The sequence below is a fragment of the Campylobacter concisus genome, from assembly GCF_003048615.2.
Lineage (GTDB): Bacteria > Campylobacterota > Campylobacteria > Campylobacterales > Campylobacteraceae > Campylobacter_A > Campylobacter_A concisus_C.
This window is the reverse complement of record NZ_CP049263.1, coordinates 950,847-966,842: the sequence shown is the minus strand read 5'-3', so window position 1 is coordinate 966,842 and position 15,996 is coordinate 950,847. Positions and strand designations below refer to the sequence as shown.

At 38.5% G+C, this 15,996-nt stretch carries 20 protein-coding genes; 4 read left to right on the top strand and 16 right to left on the bottom strand.

Annotated features, from left to right (window positions below):
- Positions 1-33: 33 nt before the first annotated feature.
- Both tgt and CVS89_RS04965 read left to right on the top strand, forming a co-directional pair.
- Positions 34-1,164 carry a tRNA guanosine(34) transglycosylase Tgt gene (gene tgt, locus CVS89_RS04970; RefSeq protein ID WP_107847869.1) on the top strand — a complete coding sequence of 377 codons (1,131 nt, stop codon included), beginning with the start codon at positions 34-36 and terminating at the stop codon, positions 1,162-1,164.
- Positions 1,154-1,852, top strand: coding sequence for a CorA family divalent cation transporter (locus CVS89_RS04965; RefSeq protein ID WP_107847868.1), 699 nt, complete (start codon positions 1,154-1,156; stop codon positions 1,850-1,852). Before tgt ends, CVS89_RS04965 begins: the two co-directional genes overlap by 11 nt.
- Positions 1,853-2,248: 396 nt before the next feature.
- Here CVS89_RS04965 and rplS read toward each other — a convergent pair whose 3' ends face one another.
- From rplS to CVS89_RS04885, 16 genes are all read right to left on the bottom strand, one after another.
- Positions 2,249-2,605, bottom strand: a complete 357-nt coding sequence (gene rplS / locus CVS89_RS04960) for a 50S ribosomal protein L19 (protein ID WP_002941851.1) — start codon at positions 2,603-2,605, stop codon at positions 2,249-2,251.
- 8 nt (positions 2,606-2,613) lie between these two features.
- Positions 2,614-3,306, bottom strand: a complete 693-nt coding sequence (gene trmD, locus CVS89_RS04955) for a tRNA (guanosine(37)-N1)-methyltransferase TrmD (RefSeq protein ID WP_107847867.1) — start codon at positions 3,304-3,306, stop codon at positions 2,614-2,616.
- Positions 3,303-3,833, bottom strand: a complete 531-nt coding sequence (gene rimM, locus CVS89_RS04950; RefSeq protein ID WP_107847866.1) for a ribosome maturation factor RimM — start codon at positions 3,831-3,833, stop codon at positions 3,303-3,305. Before rimM ends, trmD begins: the two co-directional genes overlap by 4 nt.
- The gene (locus tag CVS89_RS04945) at positions 3,826-4,068 is read right to left on the bottom strand and encodes a KH domain-containing protein (RefSeq protein WP_009293991.1); all 243 of its coding nucleotides are present in this window, start codon (positions 4,066-4,068) and stop codon (positions 3,826-3,828) included. Before CVS89_RS04945 ends, rimM begins: the two co-directional genes overlap by 8 nt.
- The gene (gene rpsP, locus CVS89_RS04940) at positions 4,068-4,295 is read right to left on the bottom strand and encodes a 30S ribosomal protein S16 (RefSeq protein WP_009293992.1); all 228 of its coding nucleotides are present in this window, start codon (positions 4,293-4,295) and stop codon (positions 4,068-4,070) included. Before rpsP ends, CVS89_RS04945 begins: the two co-directional genes overlap by 1 nt.
- 71 nt (positions 4,296-4,366) lie before the next feature.
- The gene (gene ffh, locus CVS89_RS04935) at positions 4,367-5,707 is read right to left on the bottom strand and encodes a signal recognition particle protein (protein ID WP_107847865.1); all 1,341 of its coding nucleotides are present in this window, start codon (positions 5,705-5,707) and stop codon (positions 4,367-4,369) included.
- Between the two features lie 63 nt (positions 5,708-5,770).
- Positions 5,771-6,529: an RluA family pseudouridine synthase gene (locus CVS89_RS04930; protein WP_107847864.1), complete on the bottom strand. Its 759-nt coding sequence runs from the start codon at positions 6,527-6,529 to the stop codon at positions 5,771-5,773.
- On the bottom strand, positions 6,526-7,662 hold the full coding sequence (gene waaA, locus CVS89_RS04925; protein ID WP_107847863.1) for a lipid IV(A) 3-deoxy-D-manno-octulosonic acid transferase: 1,137 nt from the start codon (positions 7,660-7,662) through the stop codon (positions 6,526-6,528). Before waaA ends, CVS89_RS04930 begins: the two co-directional genes overlap by 4 nt.
- An 8-nt stretch (positions 7,663-7,670) precedes the next feature.
- Positions 7,671-8,378, bottom strand: coding sequence for a zinc ribbon domain-containing protein (locus CVS89_RS04920; protein ID WP_002941798.1), 708 nt, complete (start codon positions 8,376-8,378; stop codon positions 7,671-7,673).
- A 16-nt stretch (positions 8,379-8,394) separates the two neighbouring features.
- Positions 8,395-9,117 carry a Nif3-like dinuclear metal center hexameric protein gene (locus tag CVS89_RS04915; RefSeq protein WP_107847862.1) on the bottom strand — a complete coding sequence of 241 codons (723 nt, stop codon included), beginning with the start codon at positions 9,115-9,117 and terminating at the stop codon, positions 8,395-8,397.
- 6 nt (positions 9,118-9,123) lie between these two features.
- Positions 9,124-9,984 (bottom strand): glycine--tRNA ligase subunit alpha, encoded by an 861-nt coding sequence (gene glyQ / locus CVS89_RS04910; protein ID WP_107847861.1) that lies wholly within the window; start codon positions 9,982-9,984, stop codon positions 9,124-9,126.
- A 10-nt stretch (positions 9,985-9,994) separates the two neighbouring features.
- Complete coding sequence (locus CVS89_RS04905) at positions 9,995-10,411, bottom strand: GyrI-like domain-containing protein (RefSeq protein WP_009294001.1); 417 nt, start codon at positions 10,409-10,411, stop codon at positions 9,995-9,997.
- A gap of 3 nt (positions 10,412-10,414) precedes the next feature.
- Positions 10,415-10,888: a DUF3972 domain-containing protein gene (locus CVS89_RS04900; RefSeq protein WP_002942132.1), complete on the bottom strand. Its 474-nt coding sequence runs from the start codon at positions 10,886-10,888 to the stop codon at positions 10,415-10,417.
- 11 nt (positions 10,889-10,899) lie between these two features.
- On the bottom strand, positions 10,900-11,394 hold the full coding sequence (purE, locus tag CVS89_RS04895) for a 5-(carboxyamino)imidazole ribonucleotide mutase (RefSeq protein WP_021085555.1): 495 nt from the start codon (positions 11,392-11,394) through the stop codon (positions 10,900-10,902).
- A complete protein-coding gene (locus CVS89_RS04890; protein WP_107847860.1) occupies positions 11,391-12,650 on the bottom strand; it encodes a peptidase U32 family protein in 1,260 nt (419 codons plus the stop codon). Before CVS89_RS04890 ends, purE begins: the two co-directional genes overlap by 4 nt.
- Positions 12,650-13,399 carry a chemotaxis protein gene (locus tag CVS89_RS04885; protein ID WP_107847859.1) on the bottom strand — a complete coding sequence of 250 codons (750 nt, stop codon included), beginning with the start codon at positions 13,397-13,399 and terminating at the stop codon, positions 12,650-12,652. Before CVS89_RS04885 ends, CVS89_RS04890 begins: the two co-directional genes overlap by 1 nt.
- Positions 13,400-13,535: 136 nt before the next feature.
- Between CVS89_RS04885 and CVS89_RS04880 the strand changes: the two genes are divergently transcribed.
- Positions 13,536-14,315, top strand: a complete 780-nt coding sequence (locus CVS89_RS04880) for a histidinol-phosphatase (protein WP_107847858.1) — start codon at positions 13,536-13,538, stop codon at positions 14,313-14,315.
- An 87-nt stretch (positions 14,316-14,402) separates the two neighbouring features.
- Positions 14,403-15,833, top strand: a complete 1,431-nt coding sequence (glnA, locus tag CVS89_RS04875) for a type I glutamate--ammonia ligase (protein WP_103575036.1) — start codon at positions 14,403-14,405, stop codon at positions 15,831-15,833.
- The last annotated feature ends 163 nt before the right edge of the window (positions 15,834-15,996 follow it).

Below are 15,996 nucleotides of genomic sequence, written 5' to 3'. Positions count from 1 at the left end.
TAAAATAAAAAATCAAAAATTTTAAGGACTTAGATGAAATTTGAAGTTATAAAAAAAGATGGCAACGCAAGGCGCGGCGTCCTAACAACCGCTCACAGCGTGATACAAACGCCAGTTTTCATGCCAGTTGGCACGGTTGGCGCAGTTAAAAGCTTAGATGCCTTTGATATGAGTGAAATTTTAGACGCAAAGATAATTTTAGCAAACACCTACCACATGTATCTGCGCCCTGGTAGCAAGGTCGTGCGTGAGTTTGGCGGACTTCATGGATTTTCTAAATTTGATCGCTCGTTTTTAACTGATAGCGGCGGATTTCAGGCATTTTCGCTTAGGTCAAACACCAAAAACGACGATGGCGGGATAAAATTTAAAAGCCACATCGACGGCAGCACGCACTACTTCACGCCAAGATCCGTCCTTGACACACAGTATGACCTGGGCAGCGACATAATGATGATACTTGATGATCTAGTCGCCTTGCCTGCTGAGCAAAAAAGGATAGATCTAAGCATAAAGCGAACGATAAAATGGGCAAAAGAGGCGATTGATTACCACAAATTTATGCAAAGCAAGGGCGTTGGCCTGCAGCAAAATATCTTTGGCATCGTTCAAGGCGGCACCGACTATGAGGCACGTAAATTTTGCGCGCAGGCGCTAAACGAGATGCCATTTGACGGCCTTGCCATAGGAGGGCTAAGTGTTGGCGAAAGCAATGAGGCGATGTATGACACGGTTGAGGCGGTTATGCCATTTATGGATGAGCTTAGACCTCGCTATCTAATGGGCGTTGGCACGCCTGAAGATCTTGTAGAAAACGTGGAGCGAGGCGTTGATATGTTTGACTGCGTCATGCCAACTAGAAACGCAAGAAATGGCACGCTATTTACTAGCTTTGGTAAGATAAATATAAAATCAGCCAAATTTATAAACGACCACGCGCCGATAGACCCAGCTTGTCAGTGCTACACCTGCAAGCGCTACTCAAGAGGCTATTTAAACCACCTTTTTAAGACTAGAGAGCTAACATTTTTTAGACTAGCAAGCCTTCACAACCTCCACTACTATCTAAATTTGATGAAAGAGATGAGAGAGGCGATAGAGGTCGGCGAATTTGCTAAATTTAAGCGAAATTTCTACGCAAAAAGGAGCGCAGATGAGCTATAAAAGCGCACTTTGTGGATATTTTTATGGAGATGCATTTGACTACATCACGCTCATCTCATCGTCGCAAAAGCAAGTTTTTAAATTTTTATTTAAAGATGGCAAAATTTACAAAGAAGATCTTGAGCATGAATGTGATAAAAGCACGTTTGAAGTAGCTATTAAGGGGATTTGTAACGAATATGCAAATAAAATTTTAGAGCACCAAGACGAGCTAAATGAGTATGAGAAAATTTATGCTAGCCAAAAAAATTTTGAGAAATTTATAAAAAGACACCACTTTTTAAAGTATGAGATCAGAAAATTTCAAAATAGCATTTCGCACTTTTACGAAGCTCTTGCGATCTGCCAAAGTGAGCAGCAAGGGCTAAAAAAAGAGCTTAAAAACAGCATCCACGAAGCAAGTGTCTTTAAGACCATAGCTAACGAATATGCCTGCAGGGTCGAAGACATCTATACATTTATACAAAGCGCTAAAAATGACAAGATAAATAAAAATATCTACCTCTTGACGCTCATTTCGGCTCTATTTTTGCCACTAAATTTCATCACTGGCTTTTTTGGTATGAATACAAATGGCATGTTTTTAAGCTCATTTAAAGACGGCACATTGATAGTTTTTGCCTTTATAGCGATGCTTTGTGTGCTATTTTTTATATTTTATTACAGATCAAATAAGGATATTAGTTAAATTTATGCGAAGCTTGGCAAGTTGATCCAACCTGCCAAGCAAATTTGAAGTTATTTTTTCTTAATGACGATCTTCTCGCCGTTGCTATCGATGGTGATCTCATCGCCACTTTCAAGCTCATCTTTTAAGATAGCAGCAATATTGTGATTTTTATATTTAACAAATCATTCAACACTTTTTAAAAATATTTAAATAATTTTATTCTTGAAAATATATTTAATATAATAACTCTTTAAAATTTTAACAAACAACACTTAAAACATATCGCATTAAGAAATATCATAATACTTTAGAATTTATTTTTTGAAAAACTTAAAAACTATATTATGCAGAATAGTAAAATTTAAGTATAAAAGAAAGAAATTTTGCCCTGAAATTCTCAGGACAAATAGAAGATTATTTTCTAAGTTCGCGGATCTTAGCTGCTTTACCGCGTAATTCGCGTAGATAGAATAGCTTAGCTCTTCTAACACGACCTTTTCTAAGAACCTTTATCTCTTCGATAGAATCACTAAAGATTGGAAAAATCCTCTCAACACCAACACTGTTAGCACCGATTTTTCTGATAATAAATGTTTCACCAGTGCCGCTACCACGTCTAGCTATACAAATGCCTTCAAAATTTTGAATTCTCGTTTTGTCACCCTCGTGAATACGAGTAGCCACACGCAATGTATCTCCTGCACGGAAGTCAGGGATATTCTTACCAGCAATTTGAGCATTTTCAAATGCTTCAATGTATTTATTTCTCATGTTTTTCCTTATTTATGTGGCTTTAGCTTTTGATATAAATCAGGGCGAAAGTACCTTGTTTTGCAGTGAGCCATCTTGTTTTTTAAGTTGTGGATTTTAGCATGATTACCCTTTAAAAACTCTGAAACCACAAAGAGGGATTTAAAATTATCAGGTTTTGTAAAAGATGGGGCTTCAAGCAGATTGCCTTCAAAACTCTCTACTTCAAGGCTCATGTCGTTTCCCAAAACTCCGGGCACATTTCTTGATATCGCGTCACTCATACAAAGTGCAGGCAGCTCTCCGCCAGTTAAAATAAAATCACCTATACAAAAAACTTCGTCCGCCCAAAGTTCAACAACTCTCTCATCAAGACCTTCATATCTACTGCAGACAAAACAAATATGATCTTTTTTAGAGAGTCTTTTTGCGTCATTTTGACTAAATTTTTTACCAGCTGGCGTCAAAAAAATAACATGGGCATTTTTGTCTTTTTCTTTTAAAAATTTAATCGACTCATCCAAAGGCTGCGGAAACATCAAAAGCCCTGCTCCGCCTCCGATCATATAATCATCAACTTTATTGTACTTATCGTTGGTAAAATTTCTTGGATTTATGAAATCAATTTCTATAAATTTATTACTAATCGCACGTTTTAAAATAGAATCGCAAAAGTAAGGTTTGACTAAATTTTCAAAAAGTGTAATAAACGTAAATTTCATGAATTTTCTAAGATATCTCTAGCGCCTTTTACTAAAATCTCTCCACTATCCAAATTTACGCTTTCGATAAAGCGCTCCAAATATGGAATGTAGAAATTCTTTGGTTTACCACCTGCGATAAGCTCTTCATCAGTTTTTATGTATAAAAGTGAATTTGCAAAATTATCTTGGATATCTTCTACGACACCCAAAATTTCACCATTTTCTACAACTTTTAAGCCAACAATATCAAACTGAAAAAATTCATCTTTTTTTAGTTTGCAGTTTTTTCTGGTGAGCTCTTTTGTAGTATAAATAGTTTTGTTTACAAGTGTTTTAGCAAGGTCTAAGTCATCAAATTTTTCAAACAAAACCAGCTCTTTTTGTCTGTTGTAATCTTTTATGATGAGCTGATTATTGTTTTTATCAAAAAAGGTCGCGCCCTTTTTAAATTGCTCTGGGAAGTCGCTCTTGTTGTGAAGCTTTAAATAGCCCTTTAAACCAACACATCTCCCGATGGTAGCGACTTCAACAATATCACTATTCAATAGCTTTTACCGTTACTCTATAACTTGTATTGTCTTTTGCTTTACAGCCAATAATAACGGTCTTTATAGCATTTATCATTTTGCCGTCTTTACCGATAAGCTTTCCAGTATCAACCTTATCAGCACTTATAATGATCTCGACAAAATTTTCACCAAGCTCTTGACGCTCAATAGTCACCTTTTCAGGAAAATCAGCTATCAGCTTGGCGTATTCGTATAAAAAATTTTCAACCATTATTTTGTAATTTGTGCAACTCTGTCGCTAAGTTTAGCACCGACACTTTTCCAGTAATCCAATCTCTCTTTGTTGAAATTTATAACATTTGGCTCAACCATAGGGTTGTAATAACCAATGCTCTCTATCCAACCGCTGTCGCGTCTTTTTCTGCTATCTGTAACAACTATACGATAAAAAGGTCTTTTTTTACGTCCCATTCTTGTTAGTCTTACTACTGTTGCCATATTATATTCTCCTCTTGTTTTTAAATAAAGCTTAAATTTAGATAACAAATATCCAAATTTAAACCCTTTTATCAAACAGGTCTTTTTAAATTTGCTTGTGAAAGCATATTTGCAAGTCCCTTTGCTCCGCCCTTTCCTGAAAATTTCTTAGCAAGCTTTGAAGCATTTTCAAACTGCTTTAAAAAGCGATTTACCTCTACTTGAGATAGTCCAGAGCCAGCTGCCAAACGCCTTTTTCTACTATTGTTTAAAAGGTCTGGATTTTCACGCTCTTTTTGCGTCATAGAGTTTATCATAGCCTTAATATGCAAAATTTCTTTTGAATTATCAAGGTCTATATCTTTTATCTGATTTGCAATATTTGAAAGTCCAGGTATCATCCCCATCAAAGATTTCATACTACCAAGTTTTTTAACGCTTTCCATTTGATCCAAAAAGTCATTAAAGTTAAATTGACCTTTTTTTATCTTTTGATTTAGACGTTTTGCCTCTTTTTCATCGATAATAGTCGATGTTTTCTCTACCAAAGTAGCTAGGTCGCCCTCGCCCATTATACGGCTTACGATACGGTCTGGTATAAAGCTCTCGATATCAGCTACTTTCTCGCCAGTACCAACAAATCTAAGTGGGATATTTAGCTGTTTTGCGATACTAATAGCTACGCCGCCCTTTGAGTCAGAGTCAAATTTAGAAAGGATAACTCCAGAAATTCCCAAAATTTCATTAAAACTTGTAGCTGTCTTTACGGCATCTTGTCCGCTCATAGCGTCAGCTACATAGAAAATTTCATGTGGATTTATCGCATTTTTTACATCTTTTATCTCTTGCATCAACTTTTCATCGATCGCAAGACGACCAGCAGTATCCACTAAAAGCACGTCATAAAGGCCGCTTTTTGCTTTTTCTAGTGCTTCTTTTGCTACTTTTATAGGGTTGTTTTCATTTTCTATATAAAAAAGATCGATATCATTTGCAACGCAGAGCTGTTTTAGCTGCTCAACCGCTGCTAATCTTTGCAAGTCGCAAGCCGCAACTAAAACTTTTTTCTTTCTTAGCTTTAGATAGTTTGCAAGCTTGATAGTTGTCGTTGTTTTACCGCTACCTTGCAAGCCAGCCATCAAAACAATGGTCGGTGCAACTGGTGCATAGACAAAGCCTTGGTTGCCAGGAGCTGTTAAGATAGTAGTTAAATTTGACTTGATCGCATCTAAGAAATTCTTTTGACCAACGCCAGTTTGCTTTAGTTCGCTTTCGATAGACGCGAGTAGATCTTTAGTGACTTTGTGGTGAACATCAGCTTTTAAAAGAGCTTTTTTGAGCACGTCAAGTGCGTTTTTTAGAGCTTTTTCGTCATCTACAAAACGTATCTTGCTAACAGCTAATCTAAAAGACTCGCTAATTTGTTCGAACACTAATCACCTTTCGTAAGTTGTTATTAAAGGGCGTATATTACTAAATAATTTCTTTATTGCTCTTTAAATTTCAAATTTATTAGATAGTTCAAATCCAAGAGAGTTAAATTCTTTTGGGATCGGCGCTTTAAATTTATAGTCTAAAAGAGCGATAGAATAGGCATGCAAGAACATTCTATTTGCCCTATTTTTGCCGTATTTCTCATCGCCAACGATAGGTAAATTTAAACTAGCTAAATGCACTCTTATCTGGTGCGTCCTACCTGTTTTTATGGCAACTTTTACAAGCGTTTTTTTACCAGCAACCATGAGCGGTGAAATTTCACTGATCGCCTCTTTGCCATCTTTTGAGATCTTTGAAAATGCGCCATTTTTATTTTTTATCGTTAGGATCGGCTCATTTACGACGACCTCCTCGCTCATGATGCCCCTAACTGCGGCCACGTAAATTTTCTCAACCTTCATCTTTTTAAACTCATTTATAGCAAGGCTAGCAAATTCGTCATTTTTCACAAGAAGCAGCACCCCGCTCGTATCTTTATCGAGCCTGTGAAGGAGTGGAAATTTATACATTTGGCTGATTTTTTCGCTAGTTATGGCGGCTGGTTTATTAATGGCTATTAAATTTTCATCTTCAAAGATAACGCTTGGCTTTGGCATCTCTTCGACGCTAAATTTAGTATTTTCACTCATTAGCGCACGAGCGATCATCACCTTTTGCCCCTTGGCATAGACTAGTCCGCTGTCGATTAGCTCCTTTGCCTCGTTGTTTGAGATATTTTTTTGTTTGGCTAAAATTTTATACGCTTTTTCTTCACTCATAAAGTGCTCCTTATATCTTCTATGATCGCATCAGCGCTTGCTTGCACGGCGATCTTGCTCTTTTTGGCGCTACCATCTATTATGCCGCCTATCTCTCTGGCCTTTGCGATGTAGATGTTTTCAACTAGACCAAATAACGCCTTTTGGTTAAATATAAACTCGCCGCTAATTATCACAGGATTAAATTGCGCGCACTCGATTGGATTATGCCCGCCGATATTTGGCACAAAACTGCCACCAAGCACGACTACATCGCTAATAGCATAGACATTTACAAGCTCGCCTAAAGTGTCAAGCAAATTTACTTTAGCTTCAAATTTATGCCTTTGGCTAAATTTAGCAAAGCTAAAATCATGCTTTTTAGCGTACTCGCTTGCAAGTTTTTCAACCTCTGCAAATCTCTCAGGGTGACGTGGTGCGATGATTAAAAGATCGTTTTCTTTTAAATTTAAATTACCTAAAATCATCTCTTCTTCGCCCGCATGCGTGCTTGCCAGCACGATCACTCTAGCTTTTGGCTTTTCATAAATTTTACTCACACTTGGTAAAAACGCAGCTTTTATGTTGCCAACAACCTCTATTTCACCTGCTCCAAGTGACTTTAGCCGCTCTTTATCAAGCTCGCTTTGGGCGTAAATTTTATCTATAAATTTAAAAAGATATCTGTAAAAAAAGCTAAATTTTAAGTAGCTTTTGTAGCTTCTATCTGAAATTCTAGCGTTTATCAATATCACGCGACTGCCTTTTAGCTTCGCCATGAAAACTAGCATGAGCCAAAGCTCAGCCTCAAAAATGACTAAAATTTTGCTCTTTTTTAGCCAAAATGGCAAGAAAATTTCAAATGGCAAAAATCTTGTGTTAGCACAAATTTTGCTTGCCGCTTCAAAGCCCGTATTTGTCACAACACTTATAGCTTTACTGTTAAATTTTTGCATCAAAGGCTTAAGTGCTTGCACTTCGCCAAACGAACAAGCGTGAAAATGCACATCTGCATCTTTAAATTTAGGATTATTAAATAGAAAAAAACGTGCTGGGATTGATCTATGATATTTTTTTTTAAAACTTAATAAAAGTAAAAAAATAGCCCCAAAAAAGTAGAGTATTGAGGCTAAAAAATAATATATTATTATCACGAAACGTGTTATTGCTCTTGTTTATATAAAATTCTGCCACAATGCGGACAAGTAACGATGTCTTCGCCTTTTACGACTGCAGAGAAAGTCTTATCATTTATCTGCATAAAGCAGCCATAACAAGCTTGTTTTTTAACTGGCACAACGGCTGTGTTGTGAGCCCATTTTCTGATCTTTTCGTAAAATGCTAAGATCTTTTGGTTCATCGCAGCGACAAGTTTATCTTTTTTAGCATAAACCTCTTTGCGCTCTTTTTCGATCTTTTCAAGCTCAGATGAAACCTCGCTTTTTATCTTTTCTAAATTCCCCTCAAGCTCTGTTTTTTTAGCGTTTAACTCATCTTTTTGAGCATTTTTATTGTCTATTAGTTTTTCAAGTCTAGCGATCTCTTCATTTGCTGCTTCAAGTTGCTCTTTTGCGATATCTTCTTCAAGACCTAGCGCTTTTATCTCTTTTTCGCTTTTTGCACTTGAGCTTTTTTTAGCTACATCTTTGATCTTTGCGCTAAATTCTGCGATGTGAGCGTTTGTGCCTGATTTTTGTGATTTTAGATCATTTACCTCTTCGTCAAGTCTTTCTACATTAACCGCTATAGTTTCACACTCTTCTTCTATGCTTTTATAGGCTTTTTCTACTTCTTGTATACGCGGCGTGAAACCATCTATTTGTTTGTCAAGATCAGATAATTCAACTAATTGTTGCAAATATTTATTCATAATGTTTCCTTTTTTGTTAGCAATATGTAAATGGGTTTTTAGAATTGCTTATTATAACTTCAATTTTTAGATTTTGCAAATATTTTGCTAAAAAATCACTAAAATAACGCTCGCTTTCATAGTGGTTTATGTCGATCAAATTTAGTCCATTTTCCTTTGCGTAAAGGGCTTGGTGGTACTTTAGATCGCCCGTTAAAAAAGCGTCTGCTTTGACATCTTGCATGAGATCTGCGCCGCTTCCAGTGCAGATGCAAATTTTAAAAATTTCATCTTTTGCATAAACTGCTCTTAAATTTTCAAGTCCAAGTTTTTCTTTTACAAATTTGCAAAGCTCGCTAAATTTCATCTTCACATCAGCGTAGATCAAAAAGCCCTCTTTTCTTGAAATTTCAAGCCCCAAAACCTGCGTCACAAATTTTTCATTTAAAAATGCAAGGTCGGCATTTGTGTGAAGCGAGATGAGCGAGATATTTTTTATCATCATCTCTCTTATGAGCGAGCTTGGATAGAGGCTGTAGTCTAGGCTCTTTAGCCCTTTAAAAATGAGCGGATGGTGGGTGATGATGAGCGAGTTTGGCAAGACATTTTGCAAAAGCTCGCTATCAATATCAAGACTTAGATAAATTCGCTCAAATTCGCTGTCAAATGAGCCAACTTGAAGGCCACTATTGTCCCAAGACTCTTGGCTCGCAAATGGGCAAATTTCATCTAAATTTTTATAAATTTCAGCTATTTTCATCAAATTTTACTTTTGCTCCAAGCTCTCTTTATATGTTAGCGCGCACTCTTTTGCAAGCTCGCGAATTTTTAAAATGTAGTCTTGTCTTTGTGTAACACTGATCGCTCCGCGCGCGTCAAGGACGTTAAATGTATGAGCCGCAAGCATACAATAATCATACGCTGGTAGTGAAATTTTAGCCTCCAAGCAACGCTTGCACTCGTAAAATGCGTTTTCAAACTGGTTAAAAAGCATATCAACATTTGCCACTTCAAAGTTGTATTTACTCCACTCATACTCGCCTTGTTTATGCACGTCGGCGTAGGTTACGATGTTGCCATTAGAGTCGTCCCAAACGATGTCATAGACGCTATTTACATCTTGCAAATACATAGCTAAGCGCTCAAGACCGTATGTTATCTCGCCAGATATGAGCTCGCATGCGATGCCGCCAACTTGTTGAAAATATGTAAACTGCGTCACTTCCATGCCATCTAGCCAGACCTCCCAGCCAAGTCCCCAAGCACCAAGTGTAGGGCTCTCCCAGTTGTCTTCGACAAAGCGGATGTCGTGATTTTTCAAATTTAGACCAAGTCTTTCAAGACTTTTTAGATAAAGCTCTTGGATATTTTCTGGGCTTGGTTTTATGAGCACTTGAAACTGATAGTAAGCGCCAAGGCGGTTTGGGTTTTCGCCGTATCTACCATCAGTCGGACGGCGGCTTGGAGCTACGTATGCGGTCGCCCAGGGCTTTGGTCCAAGGCTTCTTAAAAATGTCGCTTGGTGATATGTGCCCGCACCTGCTGGCATGTCGTATGGCTGAAGTATGACGCAGCCTTGCTCTTGCCAATAGTTTTGAAGCGTTAGTATTATTTGTGAAAATGTCATTTTTTGCCTTTTATTTTATTGATATATAAATTTCTATTTTGTCTTTTAGGTATTTTTCAAAGTCTGTTTTATAGGTTCTTTTTAGCTCACTACTTTCAAAATATCTCCAAATTTCACCCCAAAATTTTGCAACATTTTGCGGCTCATTTGCAAAGCTAAAAAGAGCGTATTTTCCGCTTTGTATATCTAAATTTTCATCACCCTTTTGGCGTGATCTTGTGCCGATAAAGTTATCGTAATGTCCATTAAAATCGCTTTCGTAATTGCAGTAAACGCTATAAATTTCGCTCTTGCCATCATAGAGCTCGCCCATAAATTTAGACCATAAAGCTGGAATTTTGCCCTTGCCGTCCATTTCATCTTCATTTTTAGTGCGAGTTTTTACTCCATAAATTTCAAAGCTATCATCTAAATTTATAATCTTCATAAACTACTTTTGTCCGTTAAAATTTTCAACCGCTTGGTTCCACATGAGCTTGTATTTTCGTTTTAAAAATTCAACTTCATCTTGTGAAATTTTAAGCTGTTTTGTAAGCGTCTCGACCGTTTTTCTATCTTCATCATAGAGCTCTTGCATCGAAATGAGCGCCTCTTTTAAAAATTTATTCTCATTTCTTAAGGTCTCAAGCGTCTCATCTTTTGCGTCAAGCACCTTTTCGTGTAAATTTAGTATCGTGCCAATCGTCTTTTCCACAAAGCTAAAACCATCTTGGCTTTGTGGCTGCAAGGATAAATTTTGCGAAACACTAGGCACCACGCTCATCGTTCCCTCGCTCGCTTCTATCAAAATTTCTCCGTTTTCCTCTTTGGTTTTTAAAACGCCACGATTTATCATATCCTCGATAACTTCGCGCTCCAAGTGCACAAGTTTGCAAAATTCATCAACTCCAAGATAGGTCTGCACCGCTTCTCCTTTTATAGTATCACTTCAACCTTTGAAGAGTCTTCCTCTAAAGCCTTTATCTTTGCCTCTCTGTCGGCCTTTAGCGCGTTTGCTAGCCCCTCATCTTCAAGGGCTAAAATTTGCACAGCAAGATAGGCTGCATTTATCGCGCCAGCCTTGCCGATAGCTAGAGTTGCCACTGGCATGCCACTTGGCATTTGCACGGTTGAGTAAAGTGCATCAACGCCGCTTAGAGCTGAGCCAGCCATTGGTATGCCGATCACTGGTTTTGTTGTATTTGCGGCGATCGCTCCAGCTAGGTGAGCTGCCATGCCAGCAGCTGCGATGAAGACTTTTGCGCCCTTTTTCTCGGCATTTGCGACGTACTCACTAGTTCTTTTTGGGCTTCTGTGGGCTGAGCTGATTATCAGTTCATATTTTACGCCAAATTTCTCCAGAGTCTTTGCCGTCTCGCTAACGATCTCATAGTCGCTTTTACTTCCCATTATAATAGAAACAAATTTCATATTTTCTCCCTTAAAAAACTAAATTTTGGCAGCTTAACGCCGAGGTTTATCTCATTTTCATTGCCGCTGTGAATTTCGCTCATGACCTTGCCTTTTTTGGTAACGAGCTGCTTAAATTTGATAAATTTCTTGCCATCTTGTGAATAGACCTTTGAAATTTCATTTTCACTATCATCTATGTGTGAGCCAATAGGTGCTACGATCTCGTAGCTCTTATCTGGGAAAATTTTATATTTACACTTAAAAAATTCACCGTCTTCACTTATGGCATTTACCTGATGAGTACCCTCTTCTAGGCTACTTGTGTGATTTTGCGTATCGGTTCGCTCATAGGGTCTATGCACCAAGTAGCCATCTGTAAAGCCACGATTTTTCAGCGTATTTATCTCATTTTCATAAATTTGCGCGTCAAATTTGTCGTTCATGGTATCATCTATCGCCATTTTATAGGCTCTTGCTGTGCAGGCTGCGTAGTATTCGCTCTTTGTGCGACCCTCTATCTTAAAGCTATCAATGACACCGCTATCAACGATCTCTTTGATGTGTGAGATAAGGCAAAGATCCTTTGAATTCATGATGTGAGTGCCGTTTTCATCCTCTTCTAGGCGGAAAAGTACGCCGCTCTCTTCGTTTTTTGCGTAGAGTTCATACTTAAATCTGCAGTCATTTGCGCAACTGCCGCGGTTTGACATACGTCCGCTTTGCACTGAGCTTACTAAGCACCTGCCAGAGTAGGCAAAGCACATCGAGCCATGGACGAAAATTTCGATATCAAGGGTCGGAATTTCCTCTTTTATCTTTATAACATCTTTTAAATTCATTTCACGTGCCACGACGATGCGTTTTGCACCCATGTCATGATAAATTTTAGCATCCAGAACGTTCATAACGTTTGCCTGAGTAGAGAGGTGTATCTCGATATCTGGAGCGATCTCTTTTGCTAGGCTCATGACGCCTGGAGTTGCGATGATAAAGGCGTCTGGCTTCATCGCTGAGATGGTTTGTAAGTGCCTTTTTAGCGGCTCTATCTGAGAGTTAAAAGGAAAGGCATTTATGGTCGCATAAAATTTCTTTCCCCTTTCGTGTGTGTAGTCTATCGCTTCTTTAAACGTTTCAAGGTTAAACTCCCTTGCTGATCTAGTCCTTAGTGAAAAGCTAGCAACCGAGCCATAAACAGCGTCGGCTCCGTATTCAAGGGCGATTTTAAGTTTTGTTAAATTTCCAGCTGGAGATAAAAGCTCAGGCCTTTTTAGCACTATTTTTTACCCAGACTTTCTATCAAGGCTTCGATATCGTCGTTGCTGACTAGGTTTTCTGTTGTTGTATCACCAGCGATATGAACAGCAGAGCCAACGCGTTTATCATCATCGATACGACCTTCAAACAAGGTATTCATATATTTGCTAAGTGCCCTCATAACGTTGATAACACGCTCTATCTTTTGTCTGTGGATGTCTTGATACTGCATCATATCCATAGCCATCATGATCTCATCTTGTCCCATTTGTAAATTTGAGATGATGTTATCGATCGTGCCAAGAAGCGAGTTGTTTTTTTCCAAAGCTTCGCTAAATGCGGCAATATTTGGAAATTTCTCACTTAGCGTCGTAAATAGCTCAACGTTTGAGTTTATCGCATCTTTTAGGCTATTTGAGTCGCTCTCAGCATCCATAAAAAAGTTATTTATCGTCTCAAGCTTGTCAAACATCTGAGTAGCTTTCTCTTCGCTATCTCTTGTCACATCGTCAAGCTGGTGTACCATTTTATGGTCTTCAGTCGGTGGTGGTGGTGGCCAAACGCCGTCTGCACTCACTCTGTAGTTTTCGCTCTGTTTTGAGCTATTTGTTTGTGGCTCATCTGCTTTAGCACTCATTGCCTCTGCAACTTCTGCTACCTCGTCTGTTTCCTCTTTGACGTCCGCGACCTCTTGGCTGGCATCTTTAGTATCACCTAAATCATCCTCTAATCCGCCCGCCATAAGCGCGTCAAGTTCCTCTTGGGTCATAAAAGCTCCTAATAAAATTTGCCTTGATTATATAGGATTTAAATAAAAAGAAAGTTTAAAAAGCATGCGTTTATCTTTAAATTTATCAAATTTTAGGTAGCATTTTTGAAAAATAAACGACTTTAAAAGGCTAAAAATGACCGTCGATCTTCACAACCACACACCTCTTTGCAACCACGCAGTTGGCGAACCGCTAGAATTTGTGAGATGCGCCATAAAAGCTGGCACAAGATACTTTGGCTTTAGCGATCACGCACCGATGAACTACGATGAAGCTTATAGGATGAAATTTGAGGAGATGCAAAGCTATGAAGACGAAATTTTACGTTTAAGAAATGAATTTAGCGGTGAGATAGAAATTTTACTTGGTTATGAGATGGACTTTTTAGATGGCTTTATGGACGAGCGAGTTTTTGCTAGAAAGGTTGATTATCTAATAGGCTCTGTGCATTTTTTTAACGGCTGGGCCTTTGACAACCCAGAATTTATCGGCGGCTACGAGGGCAGAGACTTGGATCAAATTTGGCAGGAGTATTTTGACCACATAGAAAGATCAGCTAAGCTTGGTAAATTTGACATCATGGGACACATCGATCTTTTAAAGCTATTTAAATTTTTACCCAAAAAAGATGTCAGGATCCTAGCCAAAAACGCCATAAAAGCGATAAAAGAGGCAAATTTGGTAGTCGAGATAAACGCAGCTGGCTTTAGAAAGCCTATCGGCGAGCAATATCCAAGCGTAAATTTACTTGAGCTAATCGCCGAAAATGACATCACTATCACCTTTGGCTCAGACGCTCATGCCAAAGAAGATATCGGTAAAAATGGCGAAATTTGCGAGCAGATAGCTAGAAATTTGGGATATTCAAAGTGTGCGATATTTAAAAACAGAGATAGAGAATTAGTAAAATTTTAGTTTGGGGTCAAATAAAATATAAAAATAATCTTAAATATAAAATTTTGTGATACAATACGAAAATTAAAAACCAGAAGGAGATAAAAAATGGGAAAATTTGTCCAAAACATCGATCATTTTTTTGATTTTTGCAAAGAAAATGAAGTTAAATTTGTAGATTTTAGATTTACCGATCTAAACGGCGCTTGGCACAGCATAAGCTACAACATAAAAGCTGTTACAAAAGAGAATTTCACAAACGGCATCCCAATGGACGCTAGCTCTATGAACGGCTGGCAGCCAATCGACAAGAGCGATATGATAATGAAGCCAGAAGCGACATCTGCGTTTTTGGACCCATTTACCTCTGACATCACAGTCGTTGTTTTTTGCGATATCTACGACATTTACAAAGGTCAAATTTATGAAAAATGCCCTCGCTCGATCGCAAAAAGAGCGATGCAATATGTAAAAGATAGCGGACTTGGCGATGAGGCATATTTTGGCCCTGAGAATGAATTTTTTGTATTTGACAACGTCAAAATCATCGACAGTCCAAACTGCGCGATGTATCAAGTAGATAGCGAAGAAGGCGAGTGGAACGACGCTGCAGACTTCAAAGATAGCTACAACACAGGTCACCGCCCACGAAGAAAAGGCGGCTACTTGATGACCCAGCCAATCGACAGCATGGTCGATCTAAGGGCTGAAATGATGCAAGTTTTAGAACAAGTTGGCCTTGAAGTATTTTTAGGACACCACGAAGTCGCACAAGGTCAAGGCGAGATCGGCGTGAAATTTGGCAACCTGGTCGAGGCTGCTGACAACGTTCAAATTTACAAATACGTCGTTCGCATGGTCGCTCACCTAAACGGCAAGACAGTTACATTTATGCCAAAACCACTCTACGGCGACAACGGCAGCGGCATGCACGTGCATCAATCAGTCTGGAAAGATGGTAAAAATTTATTCTACAAAGAAGGCAACTACGCAAATTTAAGTGATTTTGCAAGACACTACATCGGCGGCGTTTTAAAACACGCAAGAAGCGTTGCAGCTTTCACAAACCCAAGCACAAACAGCTACAAACGCCTAATCCCAGGCTTTGAAGCGCCATCTATCCTCACCTACTCGAGCCAAAACCGCTCAGCGAGCATCCGCATACCTTACGGAGCTGGCGAGAAGTCAGTTAGAGCTGAGATGAGATTTCCAGATAGCACAGCAAACCCTTATCTAGCCTTCTCAGCTATGCTAATGGCAGGCCTTGACGGCGTTAAACACAAATACGAGCCAGTTGGTCCGATGGATGAAAATTTATTTAAACTTCACCTAGATGAGATCAGAGAGCGCGGCATCGAGCAGCTCCCACACACACTTCGTGGCAGCCTTGAAGCGCTTATCCGCGATAACGAATACCTAAAACCGATAATGAGCGATCTTTTCATCGACACTTATCAACACATGAAATTTGAAACTCAGGTTTGGCCTTACGAAGCACGCCCAACCGCTTATGAGTTTAAAACCTGCTTCTCTTGCTAAAAAGAGAGTCTCCAAGCTCATTTTGGGCTTGGAAACTTCTTTTAATCAAATTTAAAATATAAAATCTCCGTCGTACATATCAATGCATCTTACATTAATAATATGTAAATTTTTAATACATATAAAAATACAAAATATTTAGCGTAAAATTTTATGTATCTTA

Bases quoted from the DNA above. Each gene is read 5' to 3' on its own strand.
- CVS89_RS04905 (WP_009294001.1), bottom strand. From the start codon at position 10,411: ATGAAGATTATAAATTTAGATGATAGCTTTGAAATTTATGGAGTAAAA.
- CVS89_RS04930 (WP_107847864.1), bottom strand. From the start codon at position 6,529: ATGAGTGAAGAAAAAGCGTATAAAATTTTAGCCAAACAAAAAAATATC.
- glnA (WP_103575036.1), top strand. From the start codon at position 14,403: ATGGGAAAATTTGTCCAAAACATCGATCATTTTTTTGATTTTTGCAAA.
- CVS89_RS04915 (WP_107847862.1), bottom strand. From the start codon at position 9,117: ATGAAAATAGCTGAAATTTATAAAAATTTAGATGAAATTTGCCCATTT.
- CVS89_RS04945 (WP_009293991.1), bottom strand. From the start codon at position 4,068: ATGGTTGAAAATTTTTTATACGAATACGCCAAGCTGATAGCTGATTTT.
- rpsP (WP_009293992.1), bottom strand. From the start codon at position 4,295: ATGGCAACAGTAGTAAGACTAACAAGAATGGGACGTAAAAAAAGACCT.
- CVS89_RS04880 (WP_107847858.1), top strand. From the start codon at position 13,536: ATGACCGTCGATCTTCACAACCACACACCTCTTTGCAACCACGCAGTT.
- purE (WP_021085555.1), bottom strand. From the start codon at position 11,394: ATGAAATTTGTTTCTATTATAATGGGAAGTAAAAGCGACTATGAGATC.
- tgt (WP_107847869.1), top strand. From the start codon at position 34: ATGAAATTTGAAGTTATAAAAAAAGATGGCAACGCAAGGCGCGGCGTC.
- glyQ (WP_107847861.1), bottom strand. From the start codon at position 9,984: ATGACATTTTCACAAATAATACTAACGCTTCAAAACTATTGGCAAGAG.
- trmD (WP_107847867.1), bottom strand. From the start codon at position 3,306: ATGAAATTTACGTTTATTACACTTTTTGAAAATTTAGTCAAACCTTAC.
- CVS89_RS04920 (WP_002941798.1), bottom strand. From the start codon at position 8,378: ATGAATAAATATTTGCAACAATTAGTTGAATTATCTGATCTTGACAAA.
- CVS89_RS04885 (WP_107847859.1), bottom strand. From the start codon at position 13,399: ATGACCCAAGAGGAACTTGACGCGCTTATGGCGGGCGGATTAGAGGAT.
- rplS (WP_002941851.1), bottom strand. From the start codon at position 2,605: ATGAGAAATAAATACATTGAAGCATTTGAAAATGCTCAAATTGCTGGT.
- CVS89_RS04965 (WP_107847868.1), top strand. From the start codon at position 1,154: ATGAGCTATAAAAGCGCACTTTGTGGATATTTTTATGGAGATGCATTT.